We start from the raw sequence: 22,499 nt of genomic DNA, 5'->3' as shown, positions 1-22,499 counted from the left end.
CCTCAGGCGCTGGCGCGGGCTATCACGCGCCAGTCCATCATCACCCGCTCGACGGCGGCGTCGGGATCGTCGATGCGTTTCATTAACAGGGCCACCGCCGTGCGGCCGATCGCCCGGGAGGGCTGTTCGACGGTGGTCAGCTGCGGGGAGACCACTTCCGCCAGCTCGGTGCCGTCGAAGCCGATCACCGCGATATCCTCCGGCACCCGCAGTCCGGCCTGGTCAATCGCCCGCAGCGCCCCGGCAGCAAGTGAGTCCGAAACGGCAAACACCGCGTCGGGCTGCTCGTCTTGCGACAGCAGCTGCTCCATCGCCCGTTTACCGGCCGCCGCGCTAAGATCCTGCGCGTAAGTCACCTGCTGATACACCAGACCGTGCACGTGCAGCACGCTTTTATAGCCGCGCTCGCGCAGACGGGCATAGCGATAGCTCAGGTCGTGATTAATGAGCGCAATGCGGCGGCGGCCGCTATCGGCCAGTCGGGACACCGCCCCCTGAGCCGCCTCGACGTCGTTAATCCCGACGCAGGAGATGCTGCCGGTGTCGGCATACTCCGCGCACTGCACCCAGGGCGCATCGCCAATCATGGTGGTCAGTTCCGGCAGGCTGGAGAGCGCGTTCATGGTAATAATGCCGTCGACCATTTTGCCGGAGAGCAGCTGCAGGCCCGAGGTCGAGCGGGCCAGATCCGACCCGGAGTTACACAGCAGAATGCGGTAGCCATTCTTCTCCGCCTCTTCTTCTATCCCTTTCACCACCTCGGCGCAAAAGGGGTTAGCGATATTGGAGACCATCACCAGGATCATATTGCTGCGAGCGGTTCGCAGCTGACGCGCCAGCAGGTTCGGCTGATAGTTGCTCTCTTTGATCGCCTGCAGCACGCGCTCACGGTTTTTGGCTTTTACCGTATCGCTGTTGTTCAGCACCCGCGACACCGTGGCCACCGAGACGCCGGCCAGACGAGCAATTTTCTGAATAGACATAAACCCTGCACTTCCTGCGATAGAGGTGGATCCTGCAGGCTATCATAAATGACCTCTGGTCAGCCTGCCAGCCTGGCGCGAAAGCGCGGGAACGCACGAGAAAACTATTAAAAATCAGGGCTTCTCTCCCACGCCGTTAACGCGCATCCTTTTGCCGTTCCACCCGGTTCGCGCTCTGGCGACAGCCCCCTGGCGCCCTATTTCTTCATTTATGATTAAGGATGATATCTCCATGAGGCTCTCCAACGCAGTTCTCGCCCTCAGCTGTGCCCTGGCAACGATCACCGGCTGCACCTCGTCAAAATCGTCACCGGAACGCCACGCTTACGCGTTTGTCGCCCACCGCTCCGATTTTGTCGGCGGCAATTTCACCGTCAACCGCCAGGAAAATTACCGTTTAAACCTGCCGACCTTCACGGCAATGTACGCCCGCGGCCAGCAGGATAAAGCCGCTGGCATGAGTGAAAGCGACGCCCGCCGCACCGCTGAGGCCATCAAACAACAGGCGGCGCATGGCACCCGCACCGAGCACGCCTTTACCGGCAACGCCAGCGACAAATGGGATAATGCGATGGAAAATAAAGATGCCGTCCTGTTCGGCAACGAGCTCTCCGGTGCCTATCTCGACGGCTATCTTGGGGTGAAATAATCCTGCGCCCCGCCTGCGCTCAGCGTTCGACGCTGACCCAGCGCTGCTGCTGATGGCTTTTGACGATCGCCTCGATGATGTACATCACATCGGCGCCGTCGTCGAAAGCGGCGAAGCGCCGGGCCCCGGCCTCCGGCATCTTCCCGGCGCGCACCGCCTGATAAAAATGCCCCATCATATTCTTGAAGGCATCCGGCCAGCCCTCAATATGGCCGCCGGGATAATGGGCGCTGGCGGCGGCCTCCGGCCGCAGCAGGCTCGGGTCGTCGCTGAGCAGGCGATCCGGCTGCTCGCGGTGGCCGATCCACAGTCGCTGGGGCACTTCCTGATCCCAGGCCAGAGAACAGAGGCTGCCGTTAATCTCCACCGCCAGACGGTTTTTCCGCCCGGCGCTCACCTGGGAGACCATCAAGCTGCCTTTGCTGCCATCGTCAAAACGCAACAGCACCGAGCCAAAGTCCTCAGTATCGACAGGCCGGGTTTCATATGCCTGCGCCTCGTGAACGGCGCTGAAGGTCGCTTTGCCATTGACTGGCGCTTTACGCGTCGGCCAGACAATCGACAGATCCGCCATCACCTCGACAATCCGCCGACCGGTCATAAACTGCACGGTATCGCACCAGTGGGAGCCGATGTCGGCCACCGTCCGCGACGCGCCGCCCTGCGCCGAATCGACCCGCCAGTTGTAGTCGGTCTCCAGCAGCATCCAGTCCTGTAAATAGCTGCCGTGCGCCGCGAAGATCCTGCCGACCTCGCCATGGCGGATCATCGCCGCCGCCTGCTGGACCATGGCGAACTGGCGATAGACGAAGCTGACGCCATGCACCACGCCGGCCCGGGCGGCAAGCGCCACCAGCGCCCGCGCCTCCTCCGCCGTCATACACAGCGGCTTTTCCGAGAAGACGTGCAGCCCGGCGGCGAGGATCTGCCGGTTAATCTGGGCATGCAGATGGTTCGGCGTACAGTTATGCACCACCTGCAGCCCCGGATGGGCCAGCAGCGCCTCCACGCTGTCGTAGGCATGGGCAATGTTCAGCGCCTGCGCCTTGCGCTGCGCCGCCTCAAGGCGGCTGTCGCACAGCGCCACGACCTCGACATCTCCCAGCCGCCGCAGCGCCTCCAGATGCGCCGGGCCAATAAACCCTGCCCCGATTATCGCAACCTGAATCATGTTATTCCCTCCCGCCGGCGGCAAAGTCATCGAAGGCCCGTCCGGCAACGGGAATGATATGGCGGCGGATAAACTCGCTGCCCTCGCGCGCGCCGGTCTCGGCGTCCTTCAGGCAGCACTCCCACTCCAGCACCGCCCAGCCGTCAAAATCATATTCGGTCAGCTTACTGAACACCCCTTTGAAGTCGATCTGCCCGTCGCCGGGAGAGCGGAAACGCCCGGCCCGCTGCTGCCAGGGCTGGTATCCGCCATAGACGCCATTGCGCCCGTTGCGGCGAAATTCGGCGTCCTTGACGTGAAACGCTTTAATACGCGAGTGATAGATATCGATATAAGTCAGATAGTCCATCTGCTGCAGATGCAGGTGGCTCGGGTCATAGAGCATATTGCAGCGCGGATGGTTATCCACCAGCGCGAGAAAACGCTCAAAGGTCACGCCATCGTGCAGATCTTCGCCGGGGTGGATCTCATAGCAGACATCGACGCCCTGTTCGTCGAAGTGGTCCAGCAGCGGCCGCCAGCGCCGGGCCAGCTCGGCAAAGGCCTCATCCAGAAGCGGCTGATTGTGCGGCGGCCACGGATAAAAAAAGGGCCATGCCAGCGCCCCGGAAAAGGTCGCATGGGCCTTCAGCCCCAGACGGCCGGAGGCCACTGCCGCCTGGCGCACTTTCTCCACCGCCCAGCGCTGACGCGCCTGCGGATCGCCATGTAACGCGGCTGGGGCAAAGGCGTCAAACGCCGCGTCATACGCCGGATGCACCGCCACCAGTTGCCCTTCAAGATGAGTGGACAGCTCGCTGATGACCAGCCCATGCTCCGCCAGGGTGCCGCTGACCTCGTCGCAGTAGGTCTGGCTCGCCGCCGCCCGCTCGACATCGAAAATCGCCGGGTGGTTGCAGGGGATCTGCAATGCCCGGTATCCCAGGCCGGCGGCCCACTGCGCCACCCCCGCCAGCGTGTTAAACGGCGCCTGCGGGCCAATAAACTGCGCCAGAAAAATGCCCGGTCCCTTAATCGTTTTCATACCCCCTCCTGAAAAATTAGTGCGGCTCTTTCTCGTTGTACTGGAAAGAGAAAAGGAAAATCAGCGCGATAACCGCGGCGGCCACCGCCGGGATCCACCAAAAGGTCACCCAGGCCTGCGGCACGCTCTGGCCGGCCACCAGATGGTTATACAGCGCGCCGGAGATCTGCGAGCCCAGCAGCATGCCGATCCCGTAGGTGAACATCACAATCATGCTCTGCGCCTGGCCTTTGACCTTCTCGCCCGCCACGCGGTCGGTGTAGATAAAGCCGACGACAAAGAAAAAGTCATAGCACACGCCGTGCAGCAAAATGCCCAGATAGAGCAGGAAGCGCCCCTCTTCGCTGACCCCGAGGGCAAAAAAGGCGTAGCGGACAAACCACGCCACCATGCCGATGAGCAGCATGTATTTCACCCCGAGGCGACGGAACAGCAGCGGGATCACCAGCATAAAGACGATCTCTGACATCTGGCCGAACGACATCGCGGTGCTAACATCTTTGACGCCGGCATCCGCCAGATACGACGCGGTATAGGCGTAATAGGTGCCTAACGGCACGGAAATTAAGGTGGCGCAGAGGGAGAAAATCAGGAAATGGCGGGTTTTCAGCAGCGCGAAGGCGTCCGCACACAGCAGATCGCGAAACTGAACCGGCATGCCTTTGGCCGGCGCCGGGGTGTGGGGCAGCGTCAGGCTGTAAATCGCCAGCGCCACCGAACAGAGCGCCGCCAGCGTGAAGATGCCGGTGGTATCAGAGATACCGGTCACCCCGATGCAGATCCCGGCGATAATCCAGCCGATGGTGCCGAACACGCGGACCACCGGGAAGGTTTTATCGATGTTCGCCAGGCTGTGAAAGGCGATATTGTTGGTCAGCGCCAGAGTCGGCATATAGCACAGCGTATAGCCGAACAGCAGGCCAATCAGCAGGGCGCCGTTCTGCGCCACCAGCGCCTGGGGGACAAACCACAGGATCGCCGCCCCGGCCAGGTGCATCACCGCCATCACCTTCTGCGAGGCGAAAAAGCGGTCCACCAGCATCCCCAGCACAAAGGGGGACAGGATGGAGGCGATCGGCCCGGCGGAGAACGCATCGCCGATCAGCAATGACATCTCATACCGGGTCATCACCAGCCCCAGGGTCACCGACCAGCTGCCCCAGATAAAGAACTGCATAAACATCATTAACGACAACCGCGGCACCAGAAAACGGTGGCTCACGCGGACACTTTCCCGACCTTCTGTTGTTGTGACCATGTTGCTCGCCCTCAAAAAGTAATCGATTACAAAATCGCTCAACACAAAAGTAATCGATTACAAAAAGAAGATCGCCAGGCAAATTCCCCACCTGCGAAGAGGATCACAATAAAAAGGCAGGCAGCCCCGCCGGACGGCGGGGCGTCTCGCTTACGCCGGGCGGCGCAGCAGTTTGAAGGCGATAAACAGGAACAGGATCCACACCGGCAGCAGGATCGCCGACAGGCGCATCCCATCAATGGTGCACATCAGCACCAGGATCAACCCAAGAAAAGCAATGCAGAAGTAGTTGCTGGCGGGCGCCAGCAGCGCTTTAAACCTCGATTCACGCCCTTTACGGCGCTGGGCGGCACGGAACTTCAGGTGCGCCATACAGATCATGATCCAGTTCAGCAGCAGCGTCGCCACTACCAGGGCCATCAGCAGCCCCAGCGCTTCATGCGGCAGCAGGTAGTTCAGCACCACCACCAGCGAGGTAATGACGCCTGACAGCAGCAGCGAATTCACCGGCACGCCGCGCTTGCTGACACGGGCGAGGAACGTCGGCGCATTACCCTGCACCGACAGGCCGAACAGCATCCGGCTGTTGGAGTACACGCCGCTGTTATAGACCGACAGCGAGGCCACCAGAATGACGAAGTTCAGCGCGGACGCCACCATGTTGCTGTCGAGATGATGGAAAATCATCACAAACGGGCTGCTGTCGGATTTGATCTCCACCCACGGGTAGAGCGCCAGCAGCACCACCAGCGAACCGATATAGAACAGCAGGATACGATAAACCACCTGGTTCACCGCTTTCGGGATGCTCTTTTCCGGGTTTTGCGCTTCGGCGGCGGTGATGCCGATAAGTTCCAGCCCGCCGAAGGAGAACATAATCACCGCCAGCGACAGAATAAGACCGTGCCAGCCGGTGGCGAGGAAGCCGCCGTGTTTCCACAGGTTGTCGAACCCGGCTTTGCTGCCGCCGTGGCCGCCAAACAGCATCCACAGGCCAAAGGCAATCATGCCGATAATCGCCAGCACCTTAATCAGCGCGAACCAGAACTCCGCTTCGCCATACAGACGGACGTTGACCAGGTTGACGGCGTTAATAATGAGGAAGAAGGCCGCCGCCCAAACCCAGGTGGGCACGTCGGGGAGCCAGTACTGCATGTAGATCCCGGCGGCGGTCAGCTCCGCCATCCCCACCAGCACGAACATCACCCAGTAGTTCCAGCCGGACAGGAAACCAGCGAACGGGCCCCAGTATTTGTAGGCAAAGTGGGCAAAGGAGCCGGATACTGGCTCTTCCACCACCATCTCGCCCAGCTGGCGCATGATCAGAAAAGCGACAATCCCGGCCACGGCGTAGCCCAATAAGACCGCCGGGCCAGCCATTTGAATCGCAGGACCAATGCCAAGAAACAGGCCGGTACCAATCGCGCCGCCAAGGGCGATAAGTTGAATGTGTCGGTTCTGTAAACCGCGATGAAGCGTCGGGCCGCTCTCTTCTACGGCATCCGACGACGTTGACGCGTCTTTCACGTCGTTCCCCTGTGTGTTTTTGTGAAGGGGCACCTTTTATCACTTAGGGGGAATTGTCGCAAGTTGCGCGGGGCGAGCGTCAGCCGCCCGCCCCGCTTTTTTAGCGTCAGAAGTCGTAGCTCATTGAGACGCGCACGGTACGCGGATCGCCTTCGAACAGATAGGTACCGGTATCGTCAATGCCAGACCAGTACTTCTCGTTGGTCACGTTGGTCACCCCGACGCGCCAGGTCATTTCGTTCTGGTCGGCGTTCAGGCGCATACGATAGCGCAGGCCTAAATCCAGGGTGGTGTAGCTATCCAGCTTCTTGGTATTGGCCGCATCGGCATACTGCGACCCGCTATGATTGACGCGCGCGGTGGCGGTCAGGCCTTCCACCGGCTTGATATCATACTCGGCGCCGAGCACTGCGTAGAAGTTAGCCACCCCGATGGCATCTTTACCGTCGGTTGCGCCTTTAGCGGTTTTAGTCTGTTTGGCATCCAGCCACACCGTACTGGCGTTAAGACGCAGCCCCAGCATCGGCTCGCCGAAGACGTTCATCTCTACGCCGCGGTTACGCTGCTCGCCGTCGAGGCCGTAATTGCCAGCGGTATCGGAAATAGCGTTCGGTTTTTTGATTTCAAACAGCGCCAGCGATCCGCCGATCGTTCCGTAGTCGATCTTGACGCCCACTTCGTCCTGCTTCGAGTGCGCGATCCCGGTACTCTGCCCGGCATTGGCCGCCGTCGTCGGCGCCACAGAGCCCGGCTGCAGCGCTTCGGTATGGTTAGCATACAGCGACAGCTGCTCCCACGGCTTGTACACCAGGCCAAACGTCGGCATCCAGCGGCTTTGGGTATAACGCGAAGAAGTATCTTCCAGCCCGGTGGCGTTGCTGTAGTTGCGCACAACCACTTTCTGATGACGAGCGGCGGCGGTAAACAGCACTTTATCGTTAAAGAAGCCGAGGGTATCACTCAGCAGCCAGCCCTGCGTACGGCTGCGCGAGGTGACCAGCGGATCGTGGTAGTTGCCGCCAAAATAGGCGTTATCCGGCATCGCCACATCACGGTTGTCATAGATATTGGTGGTCGGATTCTTCGCCGACATCCGCCAGGCGGTAGCATCGGTATGCACCTGCGCCGCATAGCCGAGGTTCACCTTATGCGAAATCGCGCCGGTATTGAAATCGCCGCGTACCCCGCCCATGCCGCTGATCGCGTCAATAATGCGGTTAGTATCCAGGCGGCCCACCGTCGCATCGCCGTTTTTATTCAGAAGCTTCGGCGCGCTGTAGGTGCCAATTTCATGCGAATGCTGGCCGCCGAGGGCGCTGTATACCGTCCAGCTATCGGTCAGGTCATATTCTGCCTTCGCCATGCCGAATTCGCTTTCGATATCGCTATAGCCCCACTTCTGGCTGTAGTTTTTGCTGTTGTCCGGCAGCGCCGGAACGAAATCCACGCCGCTGATATTGACGCCCATTGTACCGCCGTGGAACGTTTTCTTCTGGTAGCCGAAATCGAGCGAGGAGCGGAAACGGTCGCCGCGGTAATCAAGCCCCAGCGAAGCCAGCGTAGTACGACGTTTATCATTATCGATAGCGCCTTCACCCTCGCGATGCACCAGGTTGACCCGGGCGCCGAACTGGTTGTTGTCGCCGAAACGGCGTCCCAGGTCGAGGGTGCCGCCCACCTGAGAATCAGAGGTATAGTCGACGCCAACGCGCGCGGTCGGCAGATCTTCCGCCCGTTTCGGCTCAAGGTTAATCATCCCGCCGACGCCGCTGCTGGCCGCACCGTTAAGCAGGCTGTTAGCTCCTTTGAAAATTTCAACGCGCTCCAGCATCTGGGTGTCCATCACCTGACGCGGCACCACGCCCGCCAGGCCGCCCATGGTCATGTCATCGCCATCGAGCTTAAACCCGCGGATTCGATAGGTCTCGGCGAAGTTGCCGTAGCCCTGTACGGCCTGCACGCCAGCGTCGTTACTGACGACATCGGCGATGGTTTTCGCCTGCTGATCCTGAATCAGCTTCGAGGTATAGCCGATAACGTTAAAAGGAACGTCCATCGCCTTTTGTTCGCCAAGCATCCCCAGACGGCCGCCGTGAGCGATCTGCCCGTCGAGGAATGCCGGAACCACAAGGTTGCCGCCGGATTTAAAATCGCTGGTTTCGTTAGCCTCGACGATGAGGGTCTCTTCGCCAGGTTGCTTCGCGGCGGCAGCGTCCGCGGCCATCGCCGTTTGACTGGCAGCGCCGATGGCTAAGGCCAGCAGCGTTTTACGCAGCGGGAAGGATGAATAGTGCGTGGTGTGCATAATTTGCCCCATGGATGAGGATAAATGAATCAAAGGGCCCGTCGCCGGACCCGTTATTTTTATTGCGCGTTCAGGTCAATGCGTACGACGCTGTCCGGGCCTTTTGTGGAGTGGTCTTTATTGAAGGGCTGTTTGACGGTGACAAATAGCGTCTGACCATCGGCGGAAAGCAGCAGGCTGTTGGGATTGGCCGGCAGCGCCCAGCTTTTCTTCAGCGTGTAGCGGCTGGCGTCAAGGCTGATAACCTTGCCTGATTCACGCTGCGAAATATAAATTTCGTGGCGTTTCTTATTGAACTGCACTGCCAGCGAATCGCCGACGTCGAGCTGTTTAAGCAGCTTGCCGCTGTGGATATCCAGCACCAGAGTGGTTTTCGCTTTCGAGTTATCAGTCACAAACAGGCGGCCGGTGTCGCTATCTTCGGCCATATTAAGCAGCAGCGCTGGCTTGTCGCCCAGCGGCTTCCAGCGCTGTTCAATGCGCTGGTTATGTGGGTTGATCACCAGAATTTCACCGCTGCCGTTAGCGGCGTACACGCGACCGGTTTGTGCGGAGTAGTGCAGGCCGGTCATCCATTTACCGGTATTTTTAATCCGTGTTTTCAGCTTCAGAGTGGTGGCGTCAACCACCCAGATTTGCGCCGGGTCGGCGACCGCACCAACGTAGAGAGTATTATTCAGCAACAGCAGCTGACGGGCCCCATAAGGGCGACCTTTTTCATTGCGCTCGCTGAACAGCAGGCGGTTTTTTACCTTGCCGGTGGCGGTGTCGATAGCGCTGATGCCGCCGTCCAGCGAATTGCTGACATACAGCGTTTTACCCTCCGCAGAGAGCTGTAAAGCGAAGTTTTTCAGATCGGTGTGCGTCAGGCCGATGGTATTGAGGGTGTGCGGATCCAGTGTGTAGACCGCCCCGCCCTGCACATTTTTAAAGCCTTCGGCGCTGGCGACGTACAGCGCATCACCCTGCGGGCTTAACGCCATCTCGTACAGCCCTTCCGCTAGCTGGCGCTGCAGCGGTTGCGCCACGTTAGGGGCTGGCGAGTCGACAACCGGTTGGGAAACGGCAGAGGAATGAGGCATCGCGCAGCCGCTTAACGCCGCGCTGATGGCCAGCGTCAACGTCGGAAGTGTGTATTTCATTGGATCAACCCTATAAAAAATCAATGACCCGATGGACGCGCAGCGACCGATATTGTCTGTTTCCAGCCTGCTGTCTTTACGTCACCCTACGCCTTCGCGACTCTTAGTGAACGACTCACTGGCGCAGCTCGAACCTTGCCAAAATTACGAATGAAAAAGAGAATGAGAACTATACTCATTATCTAATATCAAACAAGTCCTGGCGGGCAAAAAAGATAATCTGCTGATTTTTTTTACGGCAATGGCGGATAACGAGGGGAAGAAAGGATCCGCGAAGGGAAAAAGAGTCCCGGAAGCGAGGCAGTGCCCCCTCCCGGTTTCAGGGCCAGAAGGCGCAGGATGTGTCGCCCATCTGGCGCAAAACGACAAATGCCTGCGCTATGTCGCTGAGCGGCGGTTAATAGCGCACCATCACCGACTTCAGCTCCGTATAATCATCGATAAACGCGCTGCCGAATTCGCGTCCGATGCCCGAGCCCTTCATGCCGCCGAACGGTACCGCCGGGTCGAGGAAGGTATGCATATTGACCCACACGATGCCGGCGTCAATCGCCTCCGAGTAGCGCAGCGCCTGGCGAATATTATCGGACCAGACGCTGGCCGCCAGGCCATATGGCGACGCATTGATCCGCGCCAGCGCCTCTTCTTCACTGCGATAGCCGATAAAGCTGCATACCGGACCGAAGGTCTCCTCGCGCATCAGGGTGCTCTCTTCGCTGCGGACTTTGACCGCAGTCGGCTGCAGGAAATACCCCTCTCCCGGCAGCGCTTCGCCGCCGCAGACGATGGTATCCCCCTCGTCGCGCGCGGTCTGGATCAGTTTGAGCACTTTCTCGTACTGCTGGCGGTTGGCCAGCGGCCCCATCAGCGTCTGTTCATCCAGCGGCGATCCCGGCGCGAAGGCGCTGAGCTTGTCTTTCAGCAGCGCCAGCACTGCATCCAGTTTGCCCTGCGGCAGATAAAAACGCTCCGCAGCGGCGCAAATCTGCCCCTGGTTCAGGTAGCCGGCTTCAATAATGCCGTTGACCATCGCCTCCGGCGTCAGGTCATCGAGGAACAGCGCGGCGTTTTTGCCCCCCAGTTCAAGGGTCACCCGTTTACCTGACGCGCAGGCCGACTGCTGGACTTTTTCACCGGTGGCCACCGAGCCGGTGAAGCTCACCTTGGCGCAGGCCGGATGCGTCATCAGCCGCTGGGCAATCTCGCCGCCGGTGCCGTTGACCACGTTAATCACCCCATCCGGGATACCCACCGCTTTCGCCAGCTCCGCCACGCGCAGCAGCGTCAGCGGCGTATACTCGCTCGGTTTGAGGACGATGGTGCAGCCGCAGACCAGGGCCGCCGCCAGCTTCCAGATGGCAATCATGATGGAGAAGTTCCACGGCACGATGCCGACCACCACCCCCAGCGGCTGGCGGCGGGTGAAGGCGGTATATTTCTCACCGTTCATGGAGGGGAGCGAGACATCCAGCGTTTCGCCGGTGACTTTCCCCGCCCAGCCGGCGAAGTAGCGCAAAAACGCCACCGATTGATCCAGCTCCAACATCCGCGCCAGCATGATGGTCTTGCCGGAGCAGAGACTTTCCAGCTGCGCCAGCGCTTCGCGATGCTCAGCCAGGGCATCCGCCAGCTTCAACAGCAGCGTACCGCGCGCCAGCGTCGGCATCTCACGCCACTGACTGAACGCCTGGCGGGCGCTCTCCATGACGCGATCCGCCTGATCCACATCCGCTGCCGTCACCTCAGCAATTGCCTGACCGGTGGCCGGGTTAATCACCGCGAACGGCGCGCCGTGGCCCGCCTCACGTTGACCGGCAATAAACTGCCCGTGTGGCTGGCGTAAAAAGGCGGTCACTTCCGCCAGTAAGGTTATCTCGCTCATCGTCAGCACCCGTTTTTTTAGCAAAGTTGGCCTATCACAGCACGGTTGCTCTGCGCCGCCCATCGTTCTAAAGAACGTCATTCTTCCGGACGATATTCAACGCCCGCATGGCGTGCTGTGATGAGGACCTTGAGCCAGGCAAGACCACAGGGTAACGCGATGAACATTAAAATCGATGCGCTGAACTACTACGGCGCGACGAAGAAATACCACCTCCATTTCCCGGCGCTGCGGGAAGATATTGAAGCCGACGTGGTGATTATCGGCGGCGGCTTCTCGGGGATTAACACCGCCCTTGAGCTGGCGGAACAGGGTATCACCAACGTGGTGGTGCTGGAGGCGCGCCATCTTGGCTACGGCGGTACCGGGCGCAACGGCGGCCAGGTGATGGCCGGTATCGGTCACGACATCGAAGCGGTGAAAAAGCACGTCGGCAAAGAGGGGCTGGAGACGCTGTTTAAAATCGCCAACCTCGGCGCGGGCATCATTCGCGAACGCATCCGCAAATACCATATCGACGCCGATTTCGTCCCCGGCTACGGCTATCTCGCCTATAACCAGCGGCAGCTCAAAACGCTGCGCCAGTGGGAGAAGGAGTTTAAAGCCGCTACCCCGGATGAAGAAATCGAACTGTATACCGGCAAAGAGGTGCAGCAGGTGGTTGGCTCCGAGGTCTACTGCGGCGCGCTGAAACATATGGGCGGCGGGCAGATCCATTCGCTCAATATGCTGCTCGGTTCGGCGCAGGCCGCCCATTCGCTGGGGGTAAAGATCTTCGAATCCTCGCCAGTGGTGGAGGTGAATTACGGCAAACAGGTGCGGGTACGCACCGCGATGGGCAGCGTCAAAGCCGCCAAACTACTGTGGGCCTGCGACAGCTTCCTCAACAATATGGAGCCGGAGATCTACAACAAGACGCTGGTGACCTACTCCTATCAGGTGTCGACCGAGCCCCTTTCCGATGAACTGATCGAGCGCATCAGCCCACTGCGCGGCGCCTTCAGCGATATTCGCCCGGTGATTAACTACTACCGCGTCACCCGGGAAAATCGCCTGCTGTTCGGCAGCGCGACTCGCTTTGTGGAATATACGCCGAACGATTTCGCCGCCTGGAATCGCACCCTGCTGGCGGAGGTCTTCCCCTATCTGAAGGATGTGAAGATCGATTTCGCCTGGGGCGGGCCGATGGCCTGTAGCGCCAACCTGTTCCCGCAGATCGGCACCCTACGCGATCACAACAACGTCTTTTACGTCCAGGGGTACTCCGGCTTCGGCGTCACCCCGTCGCACATCGTGTGCAAAATCCTCGCCGAAGGGATCAACGGCGGTTCCGACCGCTATCGCCTGCTGAGCAGCATCCCCCACGCGACCATCCACGGCCGTGACAGCCTGCGCTTGCTATTAGTCACAGCCGGAAAATTGATGCATCAAACCGCCGGTTTCTGGAAAGGCCGGAGTTAACCAGGAGAACGCTATGCACGCTTTTAAACTTAAACACCCGGTACCTGACCTGCAGCCGATCGGCAGCGTCAGCCTGCTCGGCGCGACGCCGACCGCGGGAGACCCGCAGGTGGCCGGGGCGATGATCTACGGCGAGCCGCAGGACGCCTTTACCTGCGGACTGTTTTCGTCCACTGAGGGGAGCTTTACCATGACCTATCCGTTTACCGAGCATGCCACCGTGCTGGAAGGCGAAGTGGAGCTGACCGTCGCCGGTGGCGAGCCGCAGCGCTTTGCGCCGGGCGACAGCTGGTTTGTTAAACAGGGCACCGAAGTGGAGTGGAAAATCCTGACGCCGCGCTTTGTGAAGCACTACCTGGCGAACGTCGAGACGCGCTAACACGCTGATAATGCCCGGCGGCGCAGGGAACGCACAGGGGGACCCGGAGGCGGCGCATTGCGCCTTCTCCGGGCTACCAAATCGCACAGCGCTGTAGCCCCGGTAAGCAGCAGCGCCACCGGGGGTTTTGAGGCCGCCAACACCGGCGTTTCAGTCAGCATGGTGAATAAATTAAAGGCAGGCCGCACGGACCGTAGGCCGGATAAGGCGCAGCCGCCATCCGGCAGAAATACGCGCAACGTGGCAAGACGGATGGCCCCGGTTTTCGGGGTCATGTTGTTTATCCACCGCGACATTCATCGACTGCGTCACAGAATCATGCGCCGCCCTCCACCTTCCGGACGATATTCATTGAGCAGGATGCCCGCCTAAATTATGACTATCCGGGAGTGGCGCTGGCTATTCCCTGCCCTACCCCATTATTGTGCAGAGGTTGACTATGTTTAGTAACAGACTCGCCAGCCATCTTGAGCGCGGCGTCGTCGGCTTCCCGACCACCCTCGCCAGCTCCGTCGGGCTGATCATGGCCAGCCCGGTGATCCTGACGGTCACCAGCGGCTTCGGCATGGGCGGCGATACCTTCGCGCTGGCGGTGCTGCTGGCCTTTATTATGATGCAGGCGCAGGTCACCACCTTTGCCGAGGCGGCGACGCTCATTCCTACCACCGGTTCGGTGTACGACTATATCGCCTGCGGCATGGGCCGCTTCTTCGCTATCACCGGCGCGCTGTGCGCCTATCTGATCGTCCATATTTTCGCCGGGACGGCGGAGACGATCCTGGCGGGCATTATGGCGCTGGTAAACTTCGAATCGATCAACGCTCAGATGGCCGCCCACCAGAACACTTGGATGGTGGGTGTCGGCATGGTGGTGATTTTCGGCTTGCTCAACGCCATCGGCGTGGAAATCTTCGGCAAGGTCGAAGTGGTGCTGACCTTCGGCATGTGGACCACACTGACTATTTTCGGCCTGTGTGGCATTTTTATGGCGCCGGTGACTCATCTTTCCGGCTGGTTCGGCACGCCGCTGAACATCAGCGATATCAACGGTCTGTTCGGCTATATCGGCATGGCGATGTTTATGTTCGTCGGCTGCGAACTGGTGACGCCGATGGCGCCGGAGATTAAACAGGCCCACCGCACTATTCCGCGGGCGATGGCGCTGGGCCTGCTGGGAGTCGCCAGCTGCATGTTTATCTACGGCGCGGCGATCAACCGCCAGGTGGAGAATACCGTGCTCGACGCGGCCAACAACGTCCATCTGCTGGATACACCGATGGCGATCCCGGCCTTCGCCGAACGGGTGATGGGCCACGCCGGCCAGTACTGGTTGGGGGTCGGGCTGCTGCTGGCCGGCTGCGCCACCATCAATACGCTGATGGCCGCCGTGCCGCGTATTATCTACGGCATGGCACTGGACGGCGCGCTGCCCCGCTTCCTGACCTGGCTGCACCCGCGCTTTAAGACGCCGGTGATCGCCATCGCCATCGGGGTGGCGATCCCCTGCCTGCACGCCTGGTATCTGAACGGCGATCTGGACCGCATCGTGCCGCTGATCCTCGCCGCGGTCTGCGCCTGGGGCGTCGCCTATCTGCTGGTGACGCTGTCGGTGGTGATGCTGCGTATCCGCCGCCCGGACCTGCCGCGCGCCTACCGCTCGCCGTGGTTCCCGCTGCCGCAGATTATCTCCAGCGTCGGGATCATCATCGCTATCGTCAATATCACGCCACCGGGGATGGACAGCCGCCAGGTGCTGGTGCCGTTCGGCATTATGCTCGGCCTGACCGCCGCCTACGCCCTGTTCTGGACGGTGTGCGTGCAGCGCGTCAATCCGTTCAAGCCGCTGGTAGTGGAAGAGGTGGTGGAGCGCGCCATCAACAATTATGAAAAACAGACCCGCGGGGAGATGACGCCAGATGTCCTCCGTCCCCTGGTTTGAGACGCCGTTAATGAACGCGGTGCAGCGCGATCTGGCGGGCTGGCCGTGCGAAAAGCTGAGCGAACGCAGCGCATTGCTGCGGTTGAACGACGCCACCGCCGTGACCTTCAGCGTGCGTCAGAAGCGGCTGTTTATGGCCAGCATTCACAGCTGCGAGTTTGTCGTCGAGGGGCCGGTGACCCGGCCCGCTCGCGGTAACATTCGCGCCCATCAATCCGGCTGGTGGAAACGCCAGCCGATCCGCTTTATCGGCGGCAAAGACAGCGAGGAACTCGCCGGCTATCTCAACGGTTTTCCTAATCTCCAGCAGACCTTAAGCGAGCTGGATTACCGCCGCTTTTCGCTGACCTTTGATAGTAGCGGCTGGCGCTGCAGCATTGAACCCTGGGCCGCCAGCGAAGTGGTCTGTAAAATGCCGCCGCTGCGCCGTTATCTGCGGCTGGAAGCGCAGCAGCGGATGCTGCTGCTCAGCGTGCTGGCGATGATTAATCAGGCGGTAAGTCAGTGGATGGATGAGTGAGCGGATGCCCGCGCCATCACGCGCCGATCAGGCTCTCAAGGGGGATGCCGAACTGCGCATGAAGCCGGCGAATCATCGGGAGCGTCAGGTTGCGCGTACCATTGAGAATTTCATAGACACGATTCGATTTACCAATCGCCGGCTCCAGATCTTTGACGGTCAGCCCCTGCTGCTCCATGCGAAACTTGATCGCCTCTATCGGCGTCGGCGGCTCGATGGGATAGTGCTTTTTTTCATACTCAGCAATCAGCAGGCACATCACCTCAAAAAAATCGCCCTCTGGCGTATCAAGCGCTGGTTCATTATCAAAAAAAGGTTCAACCGCGCTTAGCGCGGCTTCGTAATCTCGTTCAGTGCGGATAGGTTTTATTTTCATCATTTACTTCCTCTCAATCGTCTCAGCGTTTATCTCGTCATATTCCTTATGCGAACCGATAAACTTAACGAACACCCACCCCCGCAGATAAGCAACGGCTACGATTAACCGGTAATCATTTCCTTTAATGTTGAATACCACCCGCTTATTTTTCAATATGCTTGCGCTGCGGTATTGGTCCTTTATCTCCGCCGGGGTTTTCCAGTCTGCTTTTGTCGCTTCGTCTACCCAGGCCTTTAGCGGTTGTTCAGCGTCGGGATTCTCCGCCCAGAAGTCCCTTAAGGTTTTCACTGAGATTATCTTCATGTGCAGAGACTAGTCCCATTTCGGGACTAAGTAAAGAAAAAGTCCCGTACCGGGACTTTAGCGATCACCGTGAGCGTGAGCGATTACTGCAGGCCAAACCGTTGCGCCAGCCGATCGAGAGCCTGCCTCTGGAACTGCGCAAACTCCGCCCGCGGCTGCTGCTGCTGAATAAATTCCAGCAGCGGATCCTGGACCTCGGTACGGATACCGCTCAGCGTTTCCATCACCGCCAGGCCGCAGAACGGCACGTAGGATTCGGCGTAGCCGCCCTCGTGCACCATCACCAGTTTCCCGCCGCACAGGCGATCCGCCGCCTGCTGGACCTGTTCGGTCATCGCCCGGAAGCTGTCGCTATGTAGCTGCATCCGCGCTAATGGATCCATGGCGTTGGCGTCATAGCCGCAGGCGATAATAATCAGCTCCGGCTCAAAACGCGCCAGCGCAGGAATGACGATAGTTTCCAGCGCATAGCGCCAGCTGTCATCCCCCGCCCCGGCCAGCAGCGGAATATTAATGTTGTAACCTTCGCCCGCGCCCACGCCGCGATCGTCCTCGCCGGCGTAGCCCGGCGGGAAGCAGCCGTCCTGATGCAAGGAAATAGTCAGTACGTCGTCGCGCTGCAGGTAGATATGCTGGGTGCCGTTGCCGTGGTGAACATCCCAGTCAATGATCGCCACCTTGCCCAGCCCCAGCTGCGCTTTCGCCCGCTCGACGGCAATGGGAATATTGGCGAGGAAACAAAATCCCATCGACTGGTCCGGCAGACAGTGGTGTCCGGGCGGGCGCGACAGCGAATAGGCATTATCCAGCTCCCCCTCCAGCACCGCTTCCACCGCCGCACAGGCCAGCCCGGCGGAAAGACAGGCGATTTCATAACTGCCCGGCCCCAGCGGCGCCTCTTTGCCGAGCATGCCGCCGCCGTTATCGCTGATCGCCTTGAAGCGCTCCAGATAGCTGTCGGGGTGGATCCGCCGCAGGTCCTCAAGGCTCGCCGGCGCCGCGCTGCGCAGCGCCAGCTGCGGCGTCAGCCCGGAGACGTCCATCAGGTTTTTCATCCGCCGTTTGGTCTCCGGCGATTCAGCATGACCGCCGCCTGCGGGCGGCTGCACCCACCCGCCCACCGGCAGCGTCACCGCGTGCAGACCGGTACTGTGCCAGAAACAACGTTCATCAAAGAAGAAACCGGTTTTTCTTTTCACTCTATCCTCCCGTGGGCTAACTCTTCCCGGCGGCGGACGCCGCCGCAATCAAAATCAATGACAGCAGCGCGCAGACGCCTGCCGCCGCCAGCAGCGGGTCGGCGCTGGCAAAACGCTGCAGTAAGGCCCCGGCTAAGGCCGGACCGGCCGCCATGCCGCCGCCGATCACCAGATTGATGCTGTTCATCAGCCGGCCGTTGCTATCGAGCCCGGCCACACGGGCAAGAATAAAGGGCAGCACGAAGGTCCAGGTGAACTTAAACAGCAGCGCCGCGATGGCGTAGCGCACCAGCAGCGGCTGGCCGATCAGCAGCCCAACGCTGACGATCAGCAGGCCGTAGCCCAGCCACACCGGTAAACGATCGGCCCGCTGGGTACCCCGCAGCGCCGCGCCGCCGGCGCCGATAATGCCGCAAACCGTCGCCGCCGCCAGCACCAGACCGACCTGCGTCGGGGTTAGCCCCGCCGCGCTGCCGATGGTGCCGATAAAGGTCCACACTGCGCTGAGGCTGATATAGAAAGTGAGTACCGCCAGCACCGCCAGCGCCTGACGCCACAGCGCCGTCGACGGCTGCTGGTGGGAGGCAGAGAGCGGTTGAAAGCGCGGAGGGAAAGCGGACACCAGCGGCAAACAGCAGAGCATAATGGCGGCGAGGATCAGATAAACCACCTTCAGGCCAAAGGTCGCGAACAGGCCGGGCAGCACCAGCAGGCCAAGCATGCCTAACAGCAGTTGCCCGAGCACCCAAAAGGCGTAGACCCGCGACGGGTTCGGCGTCCCCGCCGCGCAGCTGATACACAAAATCATCAGCGTGCCGCCCGCCAGCGAGGCGAGAAAGCGCGCCGCCAGCAGCGTCTCGTACTGGGTGACCACCGCCGAAGCGAGGTTGGCGGTCAGAAACACCACCCCGGCCATCAGGGCGACCCGCCGCCAGTCGAGGCGGCTCATCCACCACCACGCCGGGAGCGTCGCCAGACTCATCGCCCCCAGCTCCGCCGAGAACAGCCAGCCGATCTGCCCAGGTTTAAGCTGCCATTCGCTGGCCAGCTGCGCCGCCACCGCCGGCGCGGTCATCAGAATACCCGGCGCAATAGCGGCAAAAATCACGATCGCCGCCAGCAAACGCAGGGAGACCACCAGCCCGGCGGGCCGGGAAAGCGCATTATCAGTGAGAGGGGTACTCGACATCGTAGGGCGTGCTCCGGTCAAAAAAGCCTCCCCCCGGAGGATCCTCCAGGGAGTGATACCCACAGGCATCAGGAAAACGCCGTGCTGCCACGGCGCGCGCGGGATGCGAAAGTCAGATCACAGATGCAGCGTACGCTGAGCGGCCGGCATCCAGGTTCGGGAAACCAGTTCGGTACGATTGACCACTTCGGTCTTGGCGAAAATGTTGCGCAGGTGCGTTTTTACCGTCGAGAGCGAGATATCCAGCTGGCGGGCAATCAGCTTATTGCTGGCGCCTTCGCGCACCATGCCGACGATTTCCCGCTCTTTCGCCGTCAGGATGGCGGGCAGGTCATCGTCTTCCTGCAGACAGTCGCGAATGGCCAGCTCCACCAGCGGCAGCACCGCCTGAGCCCGCTGGCGCTCTTCGCTGGAGAAAGGCACGTCGCGCATCAGCGAGATACCGGCGATGATCCGCCGCTCGCGGCGAATAAAGATCTCGGTCATGTCGCGTACGTTATTCGGCAACATGAATTCATGATAGTAATGGCGGTTGCGGTCGCAGAGCCGCGGCGTCATCGCCGCCACGGTGGTGTTCTGGTGGCTAAAATGCGAGGGCAGAAGCGGATCCAGCGGCTGGAAGTTTTCCAGATATTGTTGGTGCGTATTATCGGAAATATTATGCAATATATAGCTTTCGGGTTTTAAACGATTATTTACTCGATAAAAGACCGCTGAAGTCAGTGGAATTAGCTGGGAAATAGTCTGTAAACAACGGGCTATTATCGCATCATTACGGCTGGCTTTTAACAAAGCAGACATGATAGGGCCTCCCCGTCGAGATGATGGTACATGACACATGGATGACTACTGATAATTGAAGCATACATTTCACATTTAAGTAACACAATCATTAACATATTAACAATGTGATAGCCGTTACATAATTTTCAACAAACCATTGTTATATAAAGCATTTAAAAAACACACCTGCCATGCTTTACGATAGCCGCGTTAAAATATAAACAAAAAAGATTAACACCCGGCGTACCTGCCCCTGGTGATAAAAAAAACCTATCCCCGACGCGTCATTCTCATCCTAAAGAACGATGGATTTCTGTTTTTTTTCACTTATACCCTTAACAGGATGCAATTAATTTTCGCCGCGGCGTAATCATGTGATGACGCCTGACCCGCTGTTGCCGAAATAATGAGAACGGCGCCCTGTGAGAGAGATCCATTAACCGCCACGGCTATCGTTCTTCCGGACGATAGCCGGGACCTGACGCGCTTTTTAAGGTAATCGAAGACCCCATAACAGGAGAGAGCGAATGGCGAGAGTCGTGGTGATCACCGGCGGTGGAACCGGAATTGGCGCCGCCTGCGCGCGGCTGATGTGCGCCGCGGGCGACCGGGTGTTTATTACCGGACGGCGCAAAGCGCCATTGCAGGCTGTCGCCGATGAGACCGGCGCCACGGCGCTGGTGGGCGATGCCGCCGACGGCGAGGTCTGGGGTCAGCGGCTGCTGCCGGCGATCCTCGACCAGGCTGGCGGTATTGATGTCCTCATCTGCAGCGCCGGCGGGATGGGCAACAGCCCCGCCGCCGAGACCAGCGACAGCCAGTGGCGCGAGGCGCTGGACGGCAATCTCACCAGCGCGTTCGCCAGCGTTCGCGCCTGTCTGCCCTCGCTCATTGCCCGCCGAGGCAATGTCCTGTTTGTCGCCTCCATCGCCTCACTCGCCGCCGGGCCGCAGGCCTGCGGCTACGTCACCGCCAAACACGCCTTAATTGGCCTGATGCGTTCCGTCGCCCGCGATTACGGCCCACAGGGGGTACGCGCCAACGCCATCTGTCCCGGCTGGGTCACGACGCCGATGGCGGATGAAGAGATGTGCCCGCTGATGGAGGCAGAAGGGCTATCACTGACGGAGGCTTATCAGCGGGTCTGTCGCGATGTTCCGCTGCGCCGCCCCGCCAGCCCCGAGGAGATAGCCGAGGCCTGTCAGTTTCTCTGTTCGCCGCAGGCCGCCATCATCAGCGGCGCCACGCTGGTCGCCGACGGCGGCGCCAGTATCGTCGATGTTCCCACTCTGGCGTTTGCCTAACGCCCTACTCTGTTCAGGAGCCCCTATGACTTCAGAAGCCGTATTTATCCAGGTCGGCGCGCTGGCCGATGGTTTTGCGCCACACGGTAATTTACTCGCCACCACCAGCCTGCCCGCCGGCGAAACCTTTACTTTTTATGTCGCGGGCAGTAAGCCGCAGCAGTTGGTTATCGAAGATGACCAGACGCTCAGCTGGAACGGCAAGCGCGCGCCCTGGCGGGCAACCGCCCTGCGCCCGGACATTCTGTTTATCGACTTCCTTGACCCGGAGCGGGATAACGCCAGCATTAGCGCGGTATGCAACCTGACACAGCGCAACGCCACCCTGGTCTACGGCCAGCTGCCGGACGAAGCCGCCGCGCGGCTGGACGCCTTCAGCCGGGTGGAGCAAGGCCTGCCGCTGACCGCGGTAGAGGCACGGTTTGTTTTTGCCCGCCTGGATGAGCAGTCGGGGCCGCTGCCGGACTTTACCGATGCGCTTATTGGCATGCGCAATCAGTACACCTACAGCCCGACCGAGCGCTATGAGCACATCTATCTCAACGACAATTTTTACACCTGGCAGTGTCTGGACGGTGTGGAAAAGGGGCTGGCGGATGTCGATCGCTGCCACTATGTGCAGGTGGCTGAGGATCTCTATCTGTTCGTCTGGCGGGAGAAAATCATTCCCACGCTGGGGGTGATCCTGATCGATCTGCAGCAGATGCGCACCGACGGCAAGATCATGGGCTATCAGGGCAGCGATTTCGGCGCCCTCAGCAATTTCCCGGTCGGCGCCAGCGCGAAGATCCTCAACGTCACCCGCCATCAGGAATAAAGGGGCGCCGCCGGGCACGCTTTCAGGCACCACATCCGTCATTTCGCCGGGTGGCGGCTGCGCCTGACCCGGCCTACGGTCCGAGCAGCCAGTCATTAATTTACCCACTTGTGCGACTGAAACTGCCGGTGCTGACGGCCTCAAAATCGCTGAGACGTTCCCGGAAGGCCGCATGGATGCGGGCTGAGGGCCGTGTTTTGCACGGACGCTGCCTCGGCCCGACCCGAAGCCTGCAGGGAAAAGTCGAAGGTACCACGCAGTGGCGATTTTGCTGGCCGGAGCCCG

The 22,499-nt window shown here is 60.1% G+C and carries 20 protein-coding genes; 7 read left to right on the top strand and 13 right to left on the bottom strand.

Annotation, left to right across the window (positions count from 1 at the left end; translation table 11 throughout):
- Positions 1–2: 2 nt before the first annotated feature.
- The gene (locus NKJ21_RS24175) at positions 3–983 is read right to left on the bottom strand and encodes a LacI family DNA-binding transcriptional regulator (protein WP_040973771.1); all 981 of its coding nucleotides are present in this window, start codon (positions 981–983) and stop codon (positions 3–5) included.
- 232 nt (positions 984–1,215) lie between these two features.
- On the opposite strand from NKJ21_RS24175, the gene NKJ21_RS24170 reads away from it, so the two are divergent.
- Entirely contained in the window at positions 1,216–1,632 is a 417-nt protein-coding gene (locus NKJ21_RS24170) for an Exc2 family lipoprotein (protein WP_110221982.1), read from the top strand.
- Positions 1,633–1,651: 19 nt separating this feature from the next.
- On the opposite strand, the gene NKJ21_RS24165 is transcribed toward NKJ21_RS24170, so the two are convergent.
- The 7 genes from NKJ21_RS24165 to NKJ21_RS24135 all read right to left on the bottom strand — a co-directional run bounded on the left by NKJ21_RS24165 (position 1,652) and on the right by NKJ21_RS24135 (position 11,941).
- A complete protein-coding gene (locus NKJ21_RS24165) occupies positions 1,652–2,803 on the bottom strand; it encodes a Gfo/Idh/MocA family protein (RefSeq protein WP_110221980.1) in 1,152 nt (383 codons plus the stop codon).
- Position 2,804: 1 nt separating this feature from the next.
- Positions 2,805–3,827 carry a sugar phosphate isomerase/epimerase gene (locus NKJ21_RS24160; RefSeq protein WP_012968760.1) on the bottom strand — a complete coding sequence of 341 codons (1,023 nt, stop codon included), beginning with the start codon at positions 3,825–3,827 and terminating at the stop codon, positions 2,805–2,807.
- Between the two features lie 16 nt (positions 3,828–3,843).
- On the bottom strand, positions 3,844–5,049 hold the full coding sequence (locus NKJ21_RS24155; RefSeq protein ID WP_162499996.1) for an MFS transporter: 1,206 nt from the start codon (positions 5,047–5,049) through the stop codon (positions 3,844–3,846).
- Positions 5,050–5,235: 186 nt separating this feature from the next.
- Positions 5,236–6,612, bottom strand: coding sequence for a phenylalanine transporter (gene pheP, locus NKJ21_RS24150; protein ID WP_012542532.1), 1,377 nt, complete (start codon positions 6,610–6,612; stop codon positions 5,236–5,238).
- Positions 6,613–6,718: 106 nt separating this feature from the next.
- Positions 6,719–8,917 carry a TonB-dependent siderophore receptor gene (locus NKJ21_RS24145; RefSeq protein WP_012968763.1) on the bottom strand — a complete coding sequence of 733 codons (2,199 nt, stop codon included), beginning with the start codon at positions 8,915–8,917 and terminating at the stop codon, positions 6,719–6,721.
- Between the two features lie 59 nt (positions 8,918–8,976).
- Positions 8,977–10,059, bottom strand: coding sequence for a YncE family protein (locus NKJ21_RS24140; protein WP_110221979.1), 1,083 nt, complete (start codon positions 10,057–10,059; stop codon positions 8,977–8,979).
- 397 nt (positions 10,060–10,456) lie between these two features.
- Positions 10,457–11,941: an aldehyde dehydrogenase family protein gene (locus NKJ21_RS24135; protein WP_110221978.1), complete on the bottom strand. Its 1,485-nt coding sequence runs from the start codon at positions 11,939–11,941 to the stop codon at positions 10,457–10,459.
- Positions 11,942–12,100: 159 nt separating this feature from the next.
- On the opposite strand from NKJ21_RS24135, the gene NKJ21_RS24130 reads away from it, so the two are divergent.
- The 4 genes from NKJ21_RS24130 (at position 12,101) to NKJ21_RS24115 (ending at position 16,240) form a co-directional block, all read left to right on the top strand.
- Positions 12,101–13,402 (top strand): FAD-binding oxidoreductase, encoded by a 1,302-nt coding sequence (locus NKJ21_RS24130; RefSeq protein WP_012542535.1) that lies wholly within the window; start codon positions 12,101–12,103, stop codon positions 13,400–13,402.
- A gap of 13 nt (positions 13,403–13,415) precedes the next feature.
- Positions 13,416–13,781 (top strand): cupin domain-containing protein, encoded by a 366-nt coding sequence (locus NKJ21_RS24125; RefSeq protein WP_002892824.1) that lies wholly within the window; start codon positions 13,416–13,418, stop codon positions 13,779–13,781.
- 439 nt (positions 13,782–14,220) lie between these two features.
- Positions 14,221–15,720: an APC family permease gene (locus NKJ21_RS24120; RefSeq protein ID WP_038422219.1), complete on the top strand. Its 1,500-nt coding sequence runs from the start codon at positions 14,221–14,223 to the stop codon at positions 15,718–15,720.
- Positions 15,698–16,240: a DUF3156 family protein gene (locus NKJ21_RS24115; protein ID WP_071582590.1), complete on the top strand. Its 543-nt coding sequence runs from the start codon at positions 15,698–15,700 to the stop codon at positions 16,238–16,240. The genes NKJ21_RS24120 and NKJ21_RS24115 overlap by 23 nt, the downstream gene beginning before the upstream one ends.
- 16 nt (positions 16,241–16,256) lie before the next feature.
- Here NKJ21_RS24115 and NKJ21_RS24110 read toward each other — a convergent pair whose 3' ends face one another.
- From NKJ21_RS24110 to NKJ21_RS24090, 5 genes are all read right to left on the bottom strand, one after another.
- The gene (locus NKJ21_RS24110; RefSeq protein WP_023297173.1) at positions 16,257–16,619 is read right to left on the bottom strand and encodes a type II toxin-antitoxin system HigA family antitoxin; all 363 of its coding nucleotides are present in this window, start codon (positions 16,617–16,619) and stop codon (positions 16,257–16,259) included.
- The gene (locus NKJ21_RS24105) at positions 16,620–16,922 is read right to left on the bottom strand and encodes a type II toxin-antitoxin system HigB family toxin (protein WP_004178884.1); all 303 of its coding nucleotides are present in this window, start codon (positions 16,920–16,922) and stop codon (positions 16,620–16,622) included. It abuts the gene before it with no gap.
- Between the two features lie 83 nt (positions 16,923–17,005).
- Positions 17,006–18,121 carry a class II histone deacetylase gene (locus NKJ21_RS24100; RefSeq protein WP_040973762.1) on the bottom strand — a complete coding sequence of 372 codons (1,116 nt, stop codon included), beginning with the start codon at positions 18,119–18,121 and terminating at the stop codon, positions 17,006–17,008.
- 16 nt (positions 18,122–18,137) lie between these two features.
- On the bottom strand, positions 18,138–19,310 hold the full coding sequence (locus NKJ21_RS24095; RefSeq protein WP_012542539.1) for an MFS transporter: 1,173 nt from the start codon (positions 19,308–19,310) through the stop codon (positions 18,138–18,140).
- Positions 19,311–19,427: 117 nt separating this feature from the next.
- Positions 19,428–20,111, bottom strand: coding sequence for a response regulator transcription factor (locus NKJ21_RS24090; RefSeq protein ID WP_012968769.1), 684 nt, complete (start codon positions 20,109–20,111; stop codon positions 19,428–19,430).
- A gap of 509 nt (positions 20,112–20,620) precedes the next feature.
- Between NKJ21_RS24090 and NKJ21_RS24085 the strand changes: the two genes are divergently transcribed.
- Together NKJ21_RS24085 and NKJ21_RS24080 are read left to right on the top strand one after the other, a co-directional pair.
- Positions 20,621–21,397, top strand: a complete 777-nt coding sequence (locus NKJ21_RS24085) for an SDR family NAD(P)-dependent oxidoreductase (protein WP_040973761.1) — start codon at positions 20,621–20,623, stop codon at positions 21,395–21,397.
- Between the two features lie 25 nt (positions 21,398–21,422).
- On the top strand, positions 21,423–22,214 hold the full coding sequence (locus NKJ21_RS24080; protein WP_023322181.1) for a MoaF C-terminal domain-containing protein: 792 nt from the start codon (positions 21,423–21,425) through the stop codon (positions 22,212–22,214).
- Positions 22,215–22,499 lie beyond the last annotated feature (285 nt).

The sequence above is a fragment of the Klebsiella sp. SWET4 genome, from assembly GCF_024296565.1.
Classification (GTDB): Bacteria; Pseudomonadota; Gammaproteobacteria; order Enterobacterales; family Enterobacteriaceae; genus Klebsiella; species Klebsiella variicola.
Note: the sequence above shows the minus strand (reverse complement) of the source record. Positions and strands in the feature narration are given on the sequence as shown.

Bases quoted from the DNA above. Each gene is read 5' to 3' on its own strand.
- NKJ21_RS24175 (WP_040973771.1), bottom strand. From the start codon at position 983: ATGTCTATTCAGAAAATTGCTCGTCTGGCCGGCGTCTCGGTGGCCACG.
- NKJ21_RS24170 (WP_110221982.1), top strand. From the start codon at position 1,216: ATGAGGCTCTCCAACGCAGTTCTCGCCCTCAGCTGTGCCCTGGCAACG.
- NKJ21_RS24165 (WP_110221980.1), bottom strand. From the start codon at position 2,803: ATGATTCAGGTTGCGATAATCGGGGCAGGGTTTATTGGCCCGGCGCAT.
- NKJ21_RS24160 (WP_012968760.1), bottom strand. From the start codon at position 3,827: ATGAAAACGATTAAGGGACCGGGCATTTTTCTGGCGCAGTTTATTGGC.
- NKJ21_RS24145 (WP_012968763.1), bottom strand. From the start codon at position 8,917: ATGCACACCACGCACTATTCATCCTTCCCGCTGCGTAAAACGCTGCTG.
- NKJ21_RS24140 (WP_110221979.1), bottom strand. From the start codon at position 10,059: ATGAAATACACACTTCCGACGTTGACGCTGGCCATCAGCGCGGCGTTA.
- NKJ21_RS24135 (WP_110221978.1), bottom strand. From the start codon at position 11,941: ATGAGCGAGATAACCTTACTGGCGGAAGTGACCGCCTTTTTACGCCAG.
- NKJ21_RS24130 (WP_012542535.1), top strand. From the start codon at position 12,101: ATGAACATTAAAATCGATGCGCTGAACTACTACGGCGCGACGAAGAAA.
- NKJ21_RS24125 (WP_002892824.1), top strand. From the start codon at position 13,416: ATGCACGCTTTTAAACTTAAACACCCGGTACCTGACCTGCAGCCGATC.
- NKJ21_RS24120 (WP_038422219.1), top strand. From the start codon at position 14,221: ATGTTTAGTAACAGACTCGCCAGCCATCTTGAGCGCGGCGTCGTCGGC.
- NKJ21_RS24115 (WP_071582590.1), top strand. From the start codon at position 15,698: ATGTCCTCCGTCCCCTGGTTTGAGACGCCGTTAATGAACGCGGTGCAG.
- NKJ21_RS24110 (WP_023297173.1), bottom strand. From the start codon at position 16,619: ATGATGAAAATAAAACCTATCCGCACTGAACGAGATTACGAAGCCGCG.
- NKJ21_RS24105 (WP_004178884.1), bottom strand. From the start codon at position 16,922: ATGAAGATAATCTCAGTGAAAACCTTAAGGGACTTCTGGGCGGAGAAT.
- NKJ21_RS24095 (WP_012542539.1), bottom strand. From the start codon at position 19,310: ATGTCGAGTACCCCTCTCACTGATAATGCGCTTTCCCGGCCCGCCGGG.
- NKJ21_RS24090 (WP_012968769.1), bottom strand. From the start codon at position 20,111: ATGTCTGCTTTGTTAAAAGCCAGCCGTAATGATGCGATAATAGCCCGT.
- NKJ21_RS24085 (WP_040973761.1), top strand. From the start codon at position 20,621: ATGGCGAGAGTCGTGGTGATCACCGGCGGTGGAACCGGAATTGGCGCC.
- NKJ21_RS24080 (WP_023322181.1), top strand. From the start codon at position 21,423: ATGACTTCAGAAGCCGTATTTATCCAGGTCGGCGCGCTGGCCGATGGT.